Source organism: Flectobacillus sp. BAB-3569, from assembly GCF_002270355.1.
In the GTDB taxonomy this organism is placed as follows: Bacteria; Bacteroidota; Bacteroidia; order Cytophagales; family Spirosomataceae; genus Flectobacillus; species Flectobacillus roseus.
In genome coordinates, this window is the sequence record NZ_NJFZ01000009.1 from 364852 (window position 1) to 380929 (window position 16078).

12 protein-coding genes are annotated in these 16078 nt (G+C 36.6%); 10 read left to right on the plus strand and 2 right to left on the minus strand.

Going from position 1 to position 16078, the window contains the following annotated elements:
• Positions 1-74 precede the first annotated feature (74 nt).
• From BWI92_RS10805 to BWI92_RS10825, 5 genes are all read left to right on the plus strand, one after another.
• Complete coding sequence (locus BWI92_RS10805) at positions 75-1325, plus strand: DUF2264 domain-containing protein (RefSeq protein ID WP_095163015.1); 1251 nt, start codon at positions 75-77, stop codon at positions 1323-1325.
• A gap of 153 nt (positions 1326-1478) precedes the next feature.
• Positions 1479-2855, plus strand: coding sequence for a family 43 glycosylhydrolase (locus tag BWI92_RS10810; RefSeq protein WP_095163018.1), 1377 nt, complete (start codon positions 1479-1481; stop codon positions 2853-2855).
• An 825-nt stretch (positions 2856-3680) separates the two neighbouring features.
• Positions 3681-4154 carry an Lrp/AsnC ligand binding domain-containing protein gene (locus BWI92_RS10815; protein WP_095163020.1) on the plus strand — a complete coding sequence of 158 codons (474 nt, stop codon included), beginning with the start codon at positions 3681-3683 and terminating at the stop codon, positions 4152-4154.
• A 264-nt stretch (positions 4155-4418) separates the two neighbouring features.
• On the plus strand, positions 4419-5867 hold the full coding sequence (gene sufB, locus BWI92_RS10820; RefSeq protein WP_095163022.1) for a Fe-S cluster assembly protein SufB: 1449 nt from the start codon (positions 4419-4421) through the stop codon (positions 5865-5867).
• A 105-nt stretch (positions 5868-5972) separates the two neighbouring features.
• Positions 5973-6860, plus strand: coding sequence for a bestrophin family protein (locus BWI92_RS10825; RefSeq protein WP_095163025.1), 888 nt, complete (start codon positions 5973-5975; stop codon positions 6858-6860).
• 38 nt (positions 6861-6898) lie between these two features.
• Here BWI92_RS10825 and pheA read toward each other — a convergent pair whose 3' ends face one another.
• Together pheA and BWI92_RS10835 are read right to left on the minus strand one after the other, a co-directional pair.
• Positions 6899-7975, minus strand: coding sequence for a prephenate dehydratase (pheA, locus tag BWI92_RS10830; protein ID WP_095163027.1), 1077 nt, complete (start codon positions 7973-7975; stop codon positions 6899-6901).
• Between the two features lie 90 nt (positions 7976-8065).
• The gene (locus tag BWI92_RS10835) at positions 8066-9943 is read right to left on the minus strand and encodes a DNA topoisomerase IV subunit B (RefSeq protein ID WP_095163029.1); all 1878 of its coding nucleotides are present in this window, start codon (positions 9941-9943) and stop codon (positions 8066-8068) included.
• A 337-nt stretch (positions 9944-10280) separates the two neighbouring features.
• On the opposite strand from BWI92_RS10835, the gene BWI92_RS10840 reads away from it, so the two are divergent.
• From BWI92_RS10840 to BWI92_RS10855, 5 genes are read left to right on the plus strand one after another with little or no spacing between them, the layout of a single operon-like run.
• Entirely contained in the window at positions 10281-12815 is a 2535-nt protein-coding gene (locus tag BWI92_RS10840; RefSeq protein WP_095163031.1) for an SLBB domain-containing protein, read from the plus strand.
• Positions 12816-12846: 31 nt separating this feature from the next.
• Positions 12847-13164: a hypothetical protein gene (locus tag BWI92_RS27010; RefSeq protein ID WP_141234748.1), complete on the plus strand. Its 318-nt coding sequence runs from the start codon at positions 12847-12849 to the stop codon at positions 13162-13164.
• Complete coding sequence (locus tag BWI92_RS10845) at positions 13047-13934, plus strand: hypothetical protein (RefSeq protein WP_095163042.1); 888 nt, start codon at positions 13047-13049, stop codon at positions 13932-13934. Before BWI92_RS27010 ends, BWI92_RS10845 begins: the two co-directional genes overlap by 118 nt.
• A gap of 11 nt (positions 13935-13945) precedes the next feature.
• Positions 13946-14773 carry an ABC transporter permease gene (locus tag BWI92_RS10850; RefSeq protein WP_095163049.1) on the plus strand — a complete coding sequence of 276 codons (828 nt, stop codon included), beginning with the start codon at positions 13946-13948 and terminating at the stop codon, positions 14771-14773.
• A 14-nt stretch (positions 14774-14787) separates the two neighbouring features.
• A complete protein-coding gene (locus BWI92_RS10855) occupies positions 14788-16044 on the plus strand; it encodes an ABC transporter ATP-binding protein (protein WP_095163053.1) in 1257 nt (418 codons plus the stop codon).
• The last annotated feature ends 34 nt before the right edge of the window (positions 16045-16078 follow it).

The following is a 16078-nucleotide window of genomic DNA, read 5'->3' on the forward strand; positions in this document are numbered from 1 at the left end:
TGAAATTTCTCTCTATTTGGTTCAAGGCTTAGATAAAATGCTTTGAACCAAATAGATTTTTACATAACAAACCTATGAAAAAACTTATCCTCGCTGCTCTTATGGCTGGTGCTTTGAGCTATCAAGCTACTGCACAAAAGTCAAAAAAGAAAAAAGAAACGACCGTCGAAGCGCCTGTGCTCACTACTCGTGAGGTATGGCTCGCTCACCTTGACCAACTGTCTCGACCTGTGTTGCAAAGCTTAGCAAATGATAGCCTCAAAATTAAAATGCCTGTCGAATTATCTGTTCATATAGATAACAAAACAAGCCGTTCGCAAGTGGCGTATCTCGAAGCCTTTGGTCGTTTGCTCTGTGGTATAGCACCATGGCTCAATGCTGAAGGCGGTACTCCTGCTGAAGTTGCGCTAAGAGATACTTACAGACAATGGGCTGTAAAAGCTGTTGCTAATGCTGTAAATCCTCAGGCAAAAGATTATATGAAATTCGAGGGGGCTGGGCAGCCTTTGGTCGATGCTGCATTTTTGGCATTGGCTTTTGTGCGCTCTCCTTGGCTTTGGGAGCATTTGGATGCTACCACCAAACAAAATGTAGTAAATTCTTTTGTGAAAACAAGAGAAATAAAACCTGGTTTTAGTAACTGGATATTGTTTTCAGGGATGATTGAGGCCTTTTTCTGCAAGTATGGCTATTCATGGGATATCCTCCGTATAGAGTATTGCTACCGTCAGTTTGAACAATGGTATTTGGGTGATGGTATTTATGGCGATGGCGAAAAGTTTCATTATGACTACTACAACAGCTATGTTATTCAGCCTTTTCTGGTAAATATTCATCAAGTAGTAAGTGCAAAAAATCCTTCTTTTAATTGGGCAGGGAAAAAAATTATGGAGCGTGCACAACGTTACGCACATATTCAAGAAAAACTGGTGAATCCTGATGGTACATTTCCTGCTATAGGTAGGTCGTTGGTATATAGAGGAGGTGCTTTTCATCATTTAGCTGATATGGCGCTGGTTCATAATCTTCCTAAGGAAATTAGTGTGGCTCAAACACGTGAAGCTTTAACGGCAATCTTGAAGAAAACAACAGAATCAAAAACCACTTTTGATGAAAAAGGCTGGTTGAAAATCGGATTCTACGGCGCTCAACCCGAAATCGCAGATTCATATATCACAACAGGGAGTTTATATCTATGCTCTTTTATTTTGCTTCCTCTAGGTTTGCCAGAAACAGATGAGTTTTGGAGTTCAAGCCCACAACCTTGGACATCGCAACGAATTTGGCAAGGATTGCCAGTACCACCAGACCATGCCATCGATTAAAAGAATATTTGTTGATTAAACAGGTTAAGTTGAGTTGAAATGCTAACCGGTTTATCCTTTTATCTACTAACTTGAGTATAATTGTGTATGATTGACACTTATTGGTAAATAGCCAATCTCTAAAAATTATTTAATCCCTTTAATAAACAAACCATGAAATTATTCAAATATCTTCTAGGAATGGGTCTGTGTTTGTCAATAGCGAAAGCTACTGTCGCGCAAACCGTTCGAAATTACAATCCTATTATTCCTGACTTAATTGCTGATCCAAGTATTGTAAAGTTTGGAGATACTTTTTATTGCTACGCCACTACAGATGGTTATGATAAAGGTTTGGCAACTTCAGGACCTCCAGTTCTTTGGCAATCCAAAGATTTGGTGAATTGGTCTTTTGACGGAATATTCTTTCCATCGGCTGCCAAACAGCTTTTTTGGGCGCCAAGCTATGCCCAAAAGGTAGGAAATGACTATTTCTTTTACCCGACGGTCAATACACATATTTACGTAGCAAAAGCTTCTTCTCCGAAAGGTCCTTTTAAATTGGTGGGAGAAGATACTTTCGAAAAGGGTAAAGCTCCAGCTCCGCTTGTGCTGATGGATGGGCCTAAAAAGACCAAAGGAATCGATGCAGAAATCTTTATCGACGATGATAAAACGCCTTATTTGTTTTGGGCACAACGTGGTGCGGCTAAGCTAAAGCCCAATATGACCGAATTAGATGGCAATATTCAGGTGATTCAAACGAAGAGAAATGGATATTCTGAAGGTCCAATCTTTTTTAAAAGAAAAGGTATTTACTACTATATGTACACCTTGAGCGGTCATGAGCATTATGCTTATGCATATCAATATAGCAAAGTTTCTCCTTTTGGACCTTATGAATTTCCTAAGGAAGAAATTATCGCTAAAACCGATACCACTGAAAAAATCTATGGTCCTGGGCACGGCAATGTATTCAATATTGGCGATGATTATTATTTCACTTATCTCGAATTCGGTCGCTCGGGAACTAACCGTCAGGTTTGGATTAATAAAATGGAGTTTAACGAAGATGGAACGATCAAACCCGTAAAATTGACCAATAAAGGTGTAAATCCTTTGAATGTAAAAGATAAAGGGTTGAAAATAGAGGAAACAAGTGCTTCTTCAACTAAGCCAGAATACAAAGTTCCTCATATTTATGATGCGACACTCAAACGCACTGAGTACTACAATCCTGTCAATGCGACTGATTGGTCAAACGGAACTCGCTGGATGGCAGATGCAGCCGATTCTTTAGCGACTTTTACGGCAAAATTGTCAAAACCTCAAACCATTAAGAAAGTTGAAACCTACTTTGTTAAACCAACTGCTGGTCATGCCTATGTTTTGGAAGGCTCGCTAGATGGTAAAAGTTGGGTAAAATGTGGAGGACACGAGGACGTTCAAATCAAATCTCCGCACACAGATGTATTGAATAAGAAATTTCAGTATTTGAGAATCAAATTCTTGAAAGGAGTTGCAGGAATTTGGGAATTCAAAGTTTATTAATTCCTGATATTGTCAATATTTATTAAAACCTCAGCTCATTTGGGTTGAGGTTTTTCTATTTTTTAAATGGATATTTGAGTAATCGGTAAGAGCAAAAGGAATTTTTCTTCTTTTTGTCATCAAAAAGAGGGAAATCGAAAAGAAAGTATTGCTTTGCTAAATTGAAATATTATTTGGAAAATCTATAAAAGAGGCAAATCATAAGAGGGTTTGTGAAAAGTAGATAGAACTAAAAAAGCTAAAATAACTCAACAGTAGCACTTTAGGAAGTACAAAAGGCTATAAAAACAAAAAAAGCAGACTCAGTAAGACTGCTTTTTTGAATTACACTTCATCAACAAACTAAAAACCAAATAAAACTACTTTATTATATTCGTAGTCAATCTGATAATCTGGGAATAAAGGTAATCAGGAAATTTTATTTTGCCAAATCGTATATCCCCAAAATTTCAGATAATTGCTGTAGGAGAAGGACTCGAACCTCCACGGCGTAGTTAGGTATAGTACAAAATCTGGTGGTCAACCCCAGTCTATCTTGCGATAGGCATTATACTAACTTTATCCCGTAATCACCACCCCCGAGACAGGAGGGCACGTCTGCCAAATTTCATCACCCTACATTGTGTGTGTCGTTGTTCTTTTAACTTGACAATGCAAAGTTAACAGTCGTTCAGATATTTTGCAAATATTTTATAAAAAATTATTAAAATTTATAGTGTTTTCAAAAATTTGCTATTTTTGTTAACGAATCGTTAAAAATGGCAATTCTTGAAGCCTTGTTTTTTGCGAAATTGTTAATAATAACTTTAGACTATATTAATACTTATGGAAAAAGTACCAGGCATTGACCAAGTTGATTTAAAAATATTAGGGCTTTTGATGAGCGATGCTACTATGCCCTATACCGAAATTGCCAAAAAAATCCATGTTTCCAGTGGTACAGTCCATGTAAGGATGGCCAAAATGGAAGAAATGGGAATTGTTAAAGGCTCCCAACTGATTGTAGACCATACTCGACTTGGATGGGATATATCTGCTTTTCTAGGTATTTATCTGGATAAAAGTTCGCTATATGCGGAGGTTGCAGACCAACTCATGCAAATCCCTGAAGTTGTAAGCATAAATTATACCACGGGCATTTATTCTATTTTTGCCAAAATTGTTTGTCGTGATACCGTTCATTTAAGAGAAGTATTGCATGATAAAATTCAAAAAGTGGCAGGTATTCAGAGAACAGAAACATTTATATCGTTGGAAGAGTCGGTAAATCGCTCGGTTCCGTTTGCGAATCCTTCTTAAAAGGAGGGTTTGAGTGGAGTTTTCTTCAAAAATTAGGAATAATTGGGGTACATCTTAGAAAAATTCTAAACAACAGAACTTTTCTTGCGCTTTTTGGTTTATTTTTGTAGACCAATTATTTCAGTGAATGAATTCAAAGGTCAATAATTAGTTAAAAAGCTAACAAATATCATTTTTTTGAATGACATTTTAACATGCTTTGAAATTACTTCCTTGTCTAGCACAAAATCACTGATATACCAATTGCTGTAACAGATTAAAACAATGGCAAAAGAAGAAATAGACATTCTCGAAGAAATCACCTCCTCTGAGTATAAATATGGTTTCGAAAGTCACTTCGAAACAGATGAAGTACCTGCAGGTTTGAATGAAGACGTTATCCGTCAAATCTCGGCTAAGAAAGACGAGCCAGAATGGATGTTGGAATGGCGTTTGAGCGCATACCGTACTTGGTTGGGTATGCAAGAACCAGAATGGGCTAACGTTGACTATAAAAAAGTTGACTACCAAGCAATCAAATATTATTCAGCTCCAAAACAAACGAAAGTTGTCAATTCATTGGATGAGATTGATCCAGAATTACGTCGTACTTTCGAAAAATTAGGTATCTCTCTTGACGAGCAGAAACGCCTTTCTGGAGTTGCAGTAGATGCTGTAATTGACTCAGTTTCAGTGGCTACTACTTTTAAAAAGACTTTAGCTGAAAAAGGTATTATCTTTAGCTCGATGTCTGAAGCAATTAAAGAGCATCCTGAATTAATCAAAAAATACTTGGGTTCAGTGGTGCCTGTAAAGGATAATTTCTTTTCGGCATTGAATGCTGCTGTATTCTCAGATGGTTCATTCTGTTATATTCCAAAAGGAGTAAGATGCCCGATGGAATTGTCTACGTATTTCCGCATTAATGCGGCTGGTACTGGTCAATTTGAGCGTACTTTGATTGTTGCTGACGAGTCTTCTTATGTAAGTTACTTAGAAGGTTGTACTGCTCCAATGCGTGACGAAAACCAATTGCACGCTGCTGTAGTTGAAATTGTAGCACACGAAAATGCAGAGGTTAAATACTCTACTGTTCAAAACTGGTATCCAGGTGATAAAGACGGTAAAGGTGGTATTTACAACTTCGTAACAAAACGTGGTATTTGTGATGGCGCTAACTCAAAAATCTCTTGGACTCAAGTAGAAACAGGTTCTGCAATTACATGGAAATACCCTTCTGTAATTTTGAAAGGTGATAACTCTATTGGAGAATTTTATTCAGTAGCTGTTACTAACAATATGCAACAAGCAGATACTGGTACGAAAATGGTACACATTGGTAAAAATACCAAGTCTCGTATCGTTTCAAAAGGTATTTCTGCAGGTCGTTCTCAAAACTCATATAGAGGATTAGTTGAAGTGATGAAACGCGCTGAAAATGCTCGTAACTTCTCTCAATGTGACTCATTGTTGATGGGTGACCGTTGTGGTGCGCATACTTTCCCATACATTGAAGTAAAAAATAACACAGCTACTGTAGAGCACGAAGCGACAACTTCGAAGATTGGTGAAGATCAAATCTTCTATTGTAATCAGCGTGGAATTTCTACTGAAGCAGCTATTGCTTTGATTGTGAACGGATATGCCAAAGAAGTATTGAACCAATTACCAATGGAATTTGCTGTAGAAGCACAAAAACTTCTCGCTATCTCTTTGGAAGGTTCGGTAGGTTAACGAATTGTAATTTATTACGATAGATATAAAAACAGCTTCTATTTTTGATAGAAGCTGTTTTTGTTTGTATCATCGAAACTATTATACAAAATTATTCTTATCTCTATGATCAATTATAATCCAAAGGAATGGTTCACCTTTATTTTCCACTTTCATAAAGCCGATACTTTCAGAAAGTTGTTCCCTATGCTAATTGCTATTGGAGCCTACTCTGGTTTGATTGCTTATTTGGAAGTAGATGTTTTTAAATTAAGTGAAAATTCGCATATCAAAAATATTCCAGCTATGCATGGAATGCTAGGTTTTGTGATTTCGATGTTGTTGGTATTTAGAACAAACACTGCCTATGATCGTTGGTGGGAGGGAAGACGTAACTGGGGCGCTTTGACAAATGCCTCACGCAATTTTGCCATCAAAATTCAAGCGATAATACCCAAAGAGCTAGTAGCAGAAAGAGTCTTAATCGAAAAGCTTATTGTAGAATATGCTTTTGCATTGAAACGCCATTTGCGTGGACATCAAAATGATAGTGAGTTGTTCATTTCTGAATATAAAGTGAAGCCAGAATATCACAAACCTAATTACATAGCCAAATTGCTAGTTGAGCAGGTGCAGGCATTATATGCAAAAAATATCATTTCTGGCGAGCAGTTACTTTTTATTAATGAGGAAGTTCGAGCTTTTACAGATATTTGTGGCGCTTGTGAGCGTATTAAAAATACGCCAATTCCATTTTCCTACACAGCCTTTTTGAAAAAGTTTATCTTCTTTTATGTAATGACTTTACCCTTTGGTTATGTTTTTACGTTAGGTTATATAGTGATTCCAGTGGTAGTTTTTGTGTTTTATGTGTTGGCAAGTTTAGAGCTGATTGCAGAAGAAATTGAAAATCCATTTGGGACAGATGCCAATGATTTGCCACTAGCGCAGATGTGTAGAAATATCCAAAAGCATGTAGGTGAAATTTTTCAAGAAGAATCTGTTTTGAGATAAAAAGAAAGCCGTTAGTTTATCGCTAACGGCTTTTATTTTTACACCATTTTTACATAACTTCCGAGCCACTTAATGTCGGATTCATGTTTTTTCATGATATGTTGAACATTCTCATCTAAGAAATACCCATCAAATTCCATCAAGAACCAGAAGTTGAAGGTTTCACCTTCTTTCACAGGTCTCGATTCAATTTTAACAAGGTTGATTCCACGATTTTCAAACTCTTGTAGGAATCTTACCAGAGTTCCTGGCTTACCATCATCGGGAAGTTTAGCAATGATGGTAGTTTTATCTTTTTCACTCTTCTGATTGACAAAATCTTTTCCGATAATGAAAAATCTTGTTCTATTTTGAGAGGAATCTTGAATATTGTCAAACAAGATAGGAACATCAAACAATTTGGCTGCGATATGCGAACAAACTGCGGCAGATTGCTCATCTTGAGAAGCTAATTTGGCAGCTTTGGAAGTCGAATCTACTTGTACAAAAAACTCTTCATCCTTACCATTGAAATATTCATTTAAGAATTTTTCACATTGCCCAAAAGCGATGTCTTTTGAATAAATTCGTTTGATATCCGATAATTTTTCAGATTTGGTAGCAAACGTAAAGTGAACAGGAATAACCACTTCTGCTACAATTTTCAAATCTGTTTCGTTTAGCAAATCAATCGTCTCTTTTACAATACCTTCCAAATTGTTTTCGATAGGGACAACACCAAATCTTGCACGACCTGTATCAACACTTTCAAAAACTGAACGAATGCTTGGCAAAGGTAAGTAATCGCTCATAGCACCAAAACGACTTTCGGCTGCTTGGTGAGTAAAGCTACCCTCAGGACCCAAATAGGCAATACGTTCTGGCAGTTCAAGATTACGAGATACTGCAAAAATTTCAAGGTAAATAGCCTCAATCGCAGGTCGTGTCAATAAGCCTTGGCTCATTTCTGCAAGACGGTCGATGATTTGCTTCTCACGCTCAGGACGATAAATAACAGTCTGAGTCGTTTTTTTAAGCTCTCCAACATGCTTAACAACTTCCATACGCTTGTTGAGTATCTCAAGCATTTCATTGTCAAGCTCATCAATTTGTTGTCGTAATTGTTCTAGGGTCATATTATGGTTAACAGGATATTTCTGCTAGCGAACAGGAAGAGGAATACTTGATTAAGGGCTCACAAAGACTATTGAGCCCTTAGTAATATCTTATGCTGCTGCTTCGGCAGGGTCTTTTTCAATAATGAGATTGTCGATAATAAACCTCTGACGGTCAGGGGTATTTTTACCCATGAAATAAGTCAAAATTTTAGGGATGGTTGTATCCTTTTCTAAAATGACAGGTTCTAAACGAATATTATCGCCTATAAATTTACCAAATTCTTCTGGAGAAATCTCACCTAAACCTTTGAAACGTGTAATTTCTGGTTTTGGACCCAATTTTTGAATAGCATTGAGACGCTCTTCATCGGAATAGCAATAGATGGTTTCCTTTTTATTTCTAACACGGAACAATGGTGTTTCCAAAATATAAAGGTGACCATTTCTTACTAAATCTGGGAAAAATTGTAAGAAGAATGTCATCATCAACAAACGGATGTGCATACCATCTACGTCGGCATCAGTTGCAATAATGATTTTGTTATAACGAAGACCTTCCAAGCCATCTTCAATATTTAAGGCATGTTGGAGTAGGTTAAATTCTTCGTTTTCATAAACAATCTTTTTGGTCAAACCAAAACAGTTGAGAGGTTTCCCTCTTAAGCTAAATACAGCTTGCGTTTGAACGTTTCTTGATTTGGTAATTGAGCCACTTGCCGAGTCACCTTCGGTAATGAAAAGCATCGAATCGTAACGATTATCAGACTTTTCGTTAGATAAATGCACACGACAATCACGAAGTTTTTTGTTGTGCAAATTGGCTTTTTTAGCACGCTCGTTCGCCAATTTTTTGATACCTGCAATATCTTTACGCTCACGCTCAGATTGTTCAATACGTTTTTTAAGCGCCTCGGCAGTAGTTGGATTTTTGTGCAAAAAGTTATCCAACTCAGTTTTGATGAAATCTCCTACAAAACTTCTCACTGTCTGAGAGCTTGAATCAGGGGACATAGTGATTGACCCTAATTTGGTTTTTGTTTGAGATTCAAAAACTGGTTCTTGAACACGAACAGCTACTGCGGCAACAATACTGGCACGGATATCCTCAGGTGCGTAATCTTTTTTGTAAAAATCACGTACTGTTCTAACAACTGCTTCACGAAAAGCTTGCAAGTGAGTACCTCCTTGTGTGGTATTCTGACCATTTACGAACGAATAATACTCTTCGCCATATTGGTTGCCATGCGTCATCGCAATTTCGATATCATTACCTTTTAGGTGAATAATAGGATAGCGATTTTCTTCTTCGTTGGTTTTTTTACTTAATAAATCAAAAAGACCTTTCTGAGAAAAATACTTTTGTCCATTGAAATTGATAGACAAACCCGCATTCAAGTAAGCATAATTCCAGAAAAGATTATCTAAATATTGAGGGATAAAATGGTAATTTTTGAAAATAGTATTATCGGGTTCAAAAATTGTTTGCGTACCATTTTTGGCGTTACTTTCTGGTTCGCCATCCGACTCAGCAAGCATTTCTCCCTTGCTAAACTCAGCCCATTTTGTTTTGCCTTCACGAAAGGACTGTACTCTAAAGAAACTTGATAACGCGTTGGTAGCTTTGGTACCAACCCCATTTAGACCTACGGACTTTTGGAAAGCCCCCGAATCATATTTACCTCCCGTATTGATTTTTGATACACAGTCGATTACTTTACCTAGTGGAATACCACGTCCATAATCACGTACCTCTACACGGTGGTCTGAAATTTTCACATCGATGGCTTTTCCATGTCCCATCATGTGCTCATCGATAGAGTTATCGACGATTTCTTTTACTAATACATATATCCCATCGTCGGACGAAGAACCGTCGCCGAGCTTACCAATATACATACCAGGACGAAGGCGGATATGTTCTTTCCAATCTAGTGACCGAATACTATCTTCGGTATATTGAACCTCATTATTTGGCGTTGTTGACATACTGCTAGAGAAAGAAGGATTTATTGATGTTTCATCAAAACAAGTTAAAAAATTACTTATTGACTATATTTTTGAGTTGAAAAGTAATTGAGATGACTCAAAAATATAGTTTTGGATTAAGAAGTTAGCAAATCTACAAAAAAGCATTAAAAATCGTAAGTGTACATTAATTTAATTGTCCACTCCCTAATTAATCTGTGTAAGATTGTCGAGATTTAGCCAAAAGTTCATTTACTTTGCAATTTAATTCAAACTTATCTTATAATAAAAGTACCGTTTTTTGGATTATTTTTGAAAAAATCCTTCTCAAATCAACCCAAGGACAAAATTAAAAATCATGTTGAAACTCAAAAAACCAAGCAATCTTGTTTTGAAGGCTATAAAATCACGTCATTCATTCATGTCTGCAGTTAACTTACGCTCTATATCTTTATTAGTGGTTGCTTTATGGAGTTTGAATTCTTTCGCACAAATACAAGGTATTCCTGCAAACTTTACGCTTCCTACACCAATGACGCGTCCTACAACTACAACGAATACAGGAGTAAAAAGTACTGGTTCACGCAAGGTTTCAGAAATCGCTGGAGAGAAAAGCGATTTAGATTCTTTGAAGAAACAGAAAACTGCGAATTTAAGTACAGCTGATTCATCTACAGCTGCCTTAAGAAAGAAGATTTTTGGATATAGTATTTTCAATAACTCTAAAATTACATTTGATTCATATGCTCGTATGGCAACTCCCAAAAATTATATTTTGGGTCCCGACGACGAGATTATTATCGATATCAATGGTTACTCCGAGAATCACTACACGTTACCAGTAACGCCAGATGGTAATATTAAGATAGACCGTGTTGGAAATGTTTTCGTGAGTGGGTTGACTATTGAAGAAGCAAAAAAGAGAATCATTAACCGCCTTTCGCAGATTTATGTTGGATTAAAGGCATCAGGTACTACATCTGCTAATACAACAGCTACTGTTTCTCTTGGAAATATTAGAACAATTAGAGTTACAGTTATAGGTGAGGTCATTGCACCGGGTACTTACGCTGTATCATCATTAGCCAAAGTATTTAATGTACTTTATCAGGCTGGAGGACCTAACGAAAATGGTACATTCCGTGAGATTAAAGTAATTAGAGGTAAAAAACTCGTTGCTCGTGTAGACTTATATGATCTATTGACTACTGGAAATTTACGTCAAGATATAGCATTACAAGACCAAGATATTATTCAGGTTACGCCATATAAGTCTCGTATCGAGATTGCAGGTAGAGTTAAGAAACCTGCAATATTTGAGGTTCTTCCCAACGAAAATCTTGATATGATTATCAATGAATATGCTGGGGGATACCTGCCAGATGCTTACAAAAGTGTCCTAAAAATAGAGAGATTTACAGATAAAGAGAGAAAATTGGTTGATTTAAATGGAGACTTGCTAACTTCATTTTTCCCAAAGTCAGGGGATTTTATTACTGTAGATCAAATTTTGATGGATAGATATGAAAATGTCGTAAAGTTAAATGGTGCCGTATTTCGTCCAGGACGCTATTCTTTGAGCGATAACTCATCTTTGTCTAGACTCATTCTACGTGCAGCAGGCTTTAAAGAAGATGCTTTCTTAGATAGAATTTTAATTGTTAGATTGAAAAGTGATTTAACAAAGGAAAATATTGCAGTCAATTATAAGGATATTCTTTCAGGAGCCGCACCAGATGTACCTTTGAAAAGAGAGGATGAAATTACTGTTTATTCTAGCTTGGAAATGATGGAGAACTACACTGTGCGTATCCAAGGTGAAATTAAACTGACATCAATGGATGGTTTTGCTGAAAAAACTCCAACTGGTTCGACATCACTGGGTGTATTGCCAAATAGTGGTGGCGAAACACCTTCTGTTGGAACGTATCCTTATGTAAAGAACATGACTGTTGAGGATTTGGTAATAAAAGCAGGTGGTTTAAAAGAATCTGCTGCTACTGGAAGAATTGAGGTAATTCGTAGAAAGAAAAATATTGGACAAGATGATCCGTCTAAAATTACGCCTACGATTGGTGAAAAATTCCAATTCTCTATCAATCCAGATTTATCAATGAGTCCGTCGGCATCGAAGTTTGTTTTGGAGCCATTTGACGAAGTATTTGTTCGTTCTTCGCCAAATTATGAGCGCCAACAATTTATATCTGTTGATGGACAAGTCATTTTCCCAGGTGTTTATGCTTTGGAAAGAAAAGACGAGAAGTTGCTTGATGTAATCAAGCGTGCAGGCGGATTGAATGCACAAGCATATCCAGCAGGAGCAACCTTAATCAGAAAAGTAAAATTGACAGATCAAGAGGTTGAGCGTAAAAGCAGACAAATTCAGGATTTGAGTGATAATAATTCTGAAACATCTGTGAAAGTTGAGCCAATCAAGCAAATTTATGAGGAATCAATCGGAATTGATTTGGTTGATGTATTAGAAAATGAAAATTCAAAATCTAATATGTTACTCCAAGACGGTGATATTCTTCGTATTCCTAAAGAGCCACAAACAGTAAGAATGCAAGGTGAAGTATTATATCCAACTTCTACAAGATTCATTGAAGGAGCTTCTTTCAAACACTATATTTCGGAGTCAGGTGGGTTTACCTCGCTTTCATCTCGCAAACGTTCGTATGTTATTTATGCAAATGGGTCTGTAGACCGTACTCGTAAGTTATTAGGATTAGTAAATGTTTATCCAAAAATTAATCCAGGGTCTGAAATTGTTGTTCCTCGACTGAATCAGAAGCAAATGGCTTCACAGCAAGTTCTTGGTATTATTACAACAATCACGGCATCACTTACGGGTATAGGCACGATTATCGCCTTAATGCGTGCAATTCAATAATATAAAATCTAGCATTTATTAATTTAGACTCATGTCTCAGACTCAAAATACATTACCAGAAGATCAATTTTCTTTTGAAGATATAGTAAAAAAAGTCATTGCATTTAAAGACTTAGTCGTTGCAAATTGGAAGTTAATAGCAGCATTGACAATATTTGGCGTAATTACAGGATATTTAGTAGATATCCTTACCAAAAACCGAAAACATACACTTCCAAAATTGTTTTCAATATGGACAATGGTAGCTCAGCAGGAGGAGGAGGACTATCAGATTTGGCAAGTGCTTTTGGTCTTGGTGGTGGAGGTGGTGCTGCTAGTAGCGGTTTGTTTAGTGGCGAAAATTTCTTAGAGCTATTAAAAACTAAAAACATTTACAATAGAGCGCTATTGACTCCTGTAGATGTAAATGGCAAAAAAGTAATTTTCGGAAACTTACTAATTGAGAAAAGTGGAGCGTTGGATGATGAATGGGAAGATGATGAAGAGATGAAAACCTTTAGATTCAAGCATTCAGATTATGAAAAACTGACGCCGAAAGAGAGATCAAGAGTTCGAATGTTGCAATCGTTTTTAGAGCCATTGACTTCAATTGCCAACGAAAATAAGAAATCATCGTTGATGACTTTGGCTGCTACGACACGTAATGATACTTTGTCTCATATCTGGACAAACCTATTTTTGAAAACGGTGACTGATTTTTACATAGAAACAAAAACGAAGAAAACACGCGAGTTACTAGGTATCATGGAACGCCGTGTTGATTCCTTGAAAAGTCAGTTATATGGTACTCAAAGAAGATATGCTCAGGTTGTTGACCAAAATCAGCAAGTGATTATGCAGCAAGGAATGATTGAACAGCAGAGATTAAGTACTAATTCTGCACAATTGCAAGGTATGTATCAAGAAGCTGTTAGAAATCTTGATAACTTGAGGTTCTCTATGGTGAAAGAATCTCCATTGTTTACAAGAATAGATGATTCAGAATTGCCTATTGGTGCCGATATTACCCTTAAAGGAAAAGGAATTAAACTCGGTGGAACCATTGGATTAATATTAGCGCTATTATTTGTTGCTGGTCGCGACGTAGTTAAAAAGTTAAAGGATAAGAAAAATAAATAGTTAATTAGACAATGCAAGAAACAGTCATTGAGGCAGGAAGGTCTGAAAAGCATTATTGGGCTGACATAATTAGATTTAGAGAATTGCTATGGATTTTAGCTGTTCGAGATATAACAGTTCGTTATAAACAAACGATGATTGGTGTAGCCTGGGCAGTTGTCAGGCCAATCATGACGGTATTGGTGTTTGTATTTGCTTTTCATAAGGTTGCCAAAATTGAGGATACCTCTGGTGTTGATTTTAAAATCATCGTTTTCACTGGAGTAATTTTTTGGAACTTCTTTGCTTCTGCTTTTCAGCAGGTGAGTAATAGTATTACTGGTAATGCCAACCTCGTATCGAAGGTTTACTTTCCTCGATTGTTGATGCCTTTGAGCTCGGTGGCAGTGCCTTTGTTAGACTTTTTTGTAGGTTTTATAGTATTAGTTCCTTTCTTAATATACAGCGGTATTTCGGTAGACTACCATTTGCTGTTTGTACCAGTATTTCTATTTTTTGCTTTCATGGCTGCATTAAGTTTAGGGATTATTTTTGCTTCTCTTAATGTGCAATACCGTGACTTTCAGCAAATTGTTCCACTGATTGTTCAATACGGATTCTTTATTTGTCCTGTTGCGTATTCTACTTCTTCTATAAAAGAATTATCTTGGTATCCTTTTTATACTTGGTTGAATCCATTGGCTGGTATTATTGAGGGTTTCCGTTGGTGTTTGATTCCAAACTATCCTTATTTTACATGGGATAGCTTTTTGCCAACCATTATTTTTGTTTGTCTAACCACAATTATTGCGATTATTTTCTTTAGAAAAAGAGAAAATTCGTTTGTTGATTACATTTAAAATATTGAAGTAGAATGACAGTTATTGAGGCACAAAACGTCAGTAAGCGATACATAATCGATCATAAAAAAGGTAATGCTAAGTCGGATACCTTTCGTGAGGTGATTACAGATACGTTTAGAAATATGTTTACCAAAGGGGAAGAAGACGAAGTAGAACACGAAGACTTCTGGGCCCTGAAAGATGTAAGTTTTAAAATAGAGCAAGGAGATAGAGTTGGTGTAGTTGGCTCAAATGGTGCTGGTAAATCAACACTTTTGAAAGTGTTGAGTCGTATTACTGAACCTACTCAAGGTAAAATTACCATCAAAGGTCGTGTTGCTAGCTTATTAGAGGTTGGTACAGGCTTTCATCCAGAGTTATCTGGTCGTGAAAATATATTCTTGAACGGGGCGATTCTTGGTATGAAGCGTGACGAAATCAAGAAACATTTTGATGCAATCGTTGATTTTGCAGGTGTTGAAAAATTTCTTGATACTCCCGTAAAACGTTATTCATCAGGAATGTATGTGCGTTTAGGATTTGCAATTTCAGCACACCTAGAGCCAGAAATCATGATTGTTGATGAGGTTTTGGCTGTTGGAGATGCTGACTTTCAACGTAAATGTCTTGGCAAAATGAAGGACGCCTCAACTTCTGGGCGTACTATTCTATTTGTAAGCCATAACCTAACGGCAGTACAAGGTTTGTGTAATAAAGCCATGTATATGCAAAAGGGGCAATTGATTCAAATGGGTGAGACTAATCTTATTATGTCAAACTATTTGAGCCAAATACAGAAAACAGATTTACAAGTAACCTACACTGATCAGAATGAAGCGCCGGGTAACGATCGTGTTCGTTTGAAAAGTGTCAAACTTGTTCCTAATTATTTGGACAACCAAAACCATTTGGATGTTCGTACTTCCTTTAAAATACAAATTGAGTTTTGGAATTACTTGGATCAAGCTAATTTGAATATTAGTCTCCACGTAAACTCTTTGACTGGTGAATGTATTTTTAACATTGGGACGCCTTCGATTAAATTCGAAAAGGGTATTATCTCTGCTGAATGCGAAATTCCTAGTGATTTCTTGAACGATGGTTCTTATTCACTTTCTTTCATGATTGTGAAAGATACTGCTTCTGTAGTATATAACTTTGAGGAGGCTTTGATCTTTGAAATAGAGGATTATCGTGAAGGAACAGTTTGGTATGGAAAATGGCCAGGATATGTACGTCCGAAAATTGAATTCCCAATTATGCAATTGGAATACGAAAACGCTATTTAATGTTGAATTAAATAAAGCTTTCTGCTTTTTGCTA

Bases quoted from the DNA above. Each gene is read 5' to 3' on its own strand.
- BWI92_RS10850 (WP_095163049.1), top strand. From the start codon at position 13,946: ATGCAAGAAACAGTCATTGAGGCAGGAAGGTCTGAAAAGCATTATTGG.
- BWI92_RS10840 (WP_095163031.1), top strand. From the start codon at position 10,281: ATGTTGAAACTCAAAAAACCAAGCAATCTTGTTTTGAAGGCTATAAAA.
- sufB (WP_095163022.1), top strand. From the start codon at position 4,419: ATGGCAAAAGAAGAAATAGACATTCTCGAAGAAATCACCTCCTCTGAG.
- BWI92_RS10855 (WP_095163053.1), top strand. From the start codon at position 14,788: ATGACAGTTATTGAGGCACAAAACGTCAGTAAGCGATACATAATCGAT.
- BWI92_RS10825 (WP_095163025.1), top strand. From the start codon at position 5,973: ATGATCAATTATAATCCAAAGGAATGGTTCACCTTTATTTTCCACTTT.
- pheA (WP_095163027.1), bottom strand. From the start codon at position 7,975: ATGACCCTAGAACAATTACGACAACAAATTGATGAGCTTGACAATGAA.
- BWI92_RS10815 (WP_095163020.1), top strand. From the start codon at position 3,681: ATGGAAAAAGTACCAGGCATTGACCAAGTTGATTTAAAAATATTAGGG.
- BWI92_RS10835 (WP_095163029.1), bottom strand. From the start codon at position 9,943: ATGTCAACAACGCCAAATAATGAGGTTCAATATACCGAAGATAGTATT.
- BWI92_RS10845 (WP_095163042.1), top strand. From the start codon at position 13,047: ATGGACAATGGTAGCTCAGCAGGAGGAGGAGGACTATCAGATTTGGCA.
- BWI92_RS27010 (WP_141234748.1), top strand. From the start codon at position 12,847: ATGTCTCAGACTCAAAATACATTACCAGAAGATCAATTTTCTTTTGAA.
- BWI92_RS10810 (WP_095163018.1), top strand. From the start codon at position 1,479: ATGAAATTATTCAAATATCTTCTAGGAATGGGTCTGTGTTTGTCAATA.
- BWI92_RS10805 (WP_095163015.1), top strand. From the start codon at position 75: ATGAAAAAACTTATCCTCGCTGCTCTTATGGCTGGTGCTTTGAGCTAT.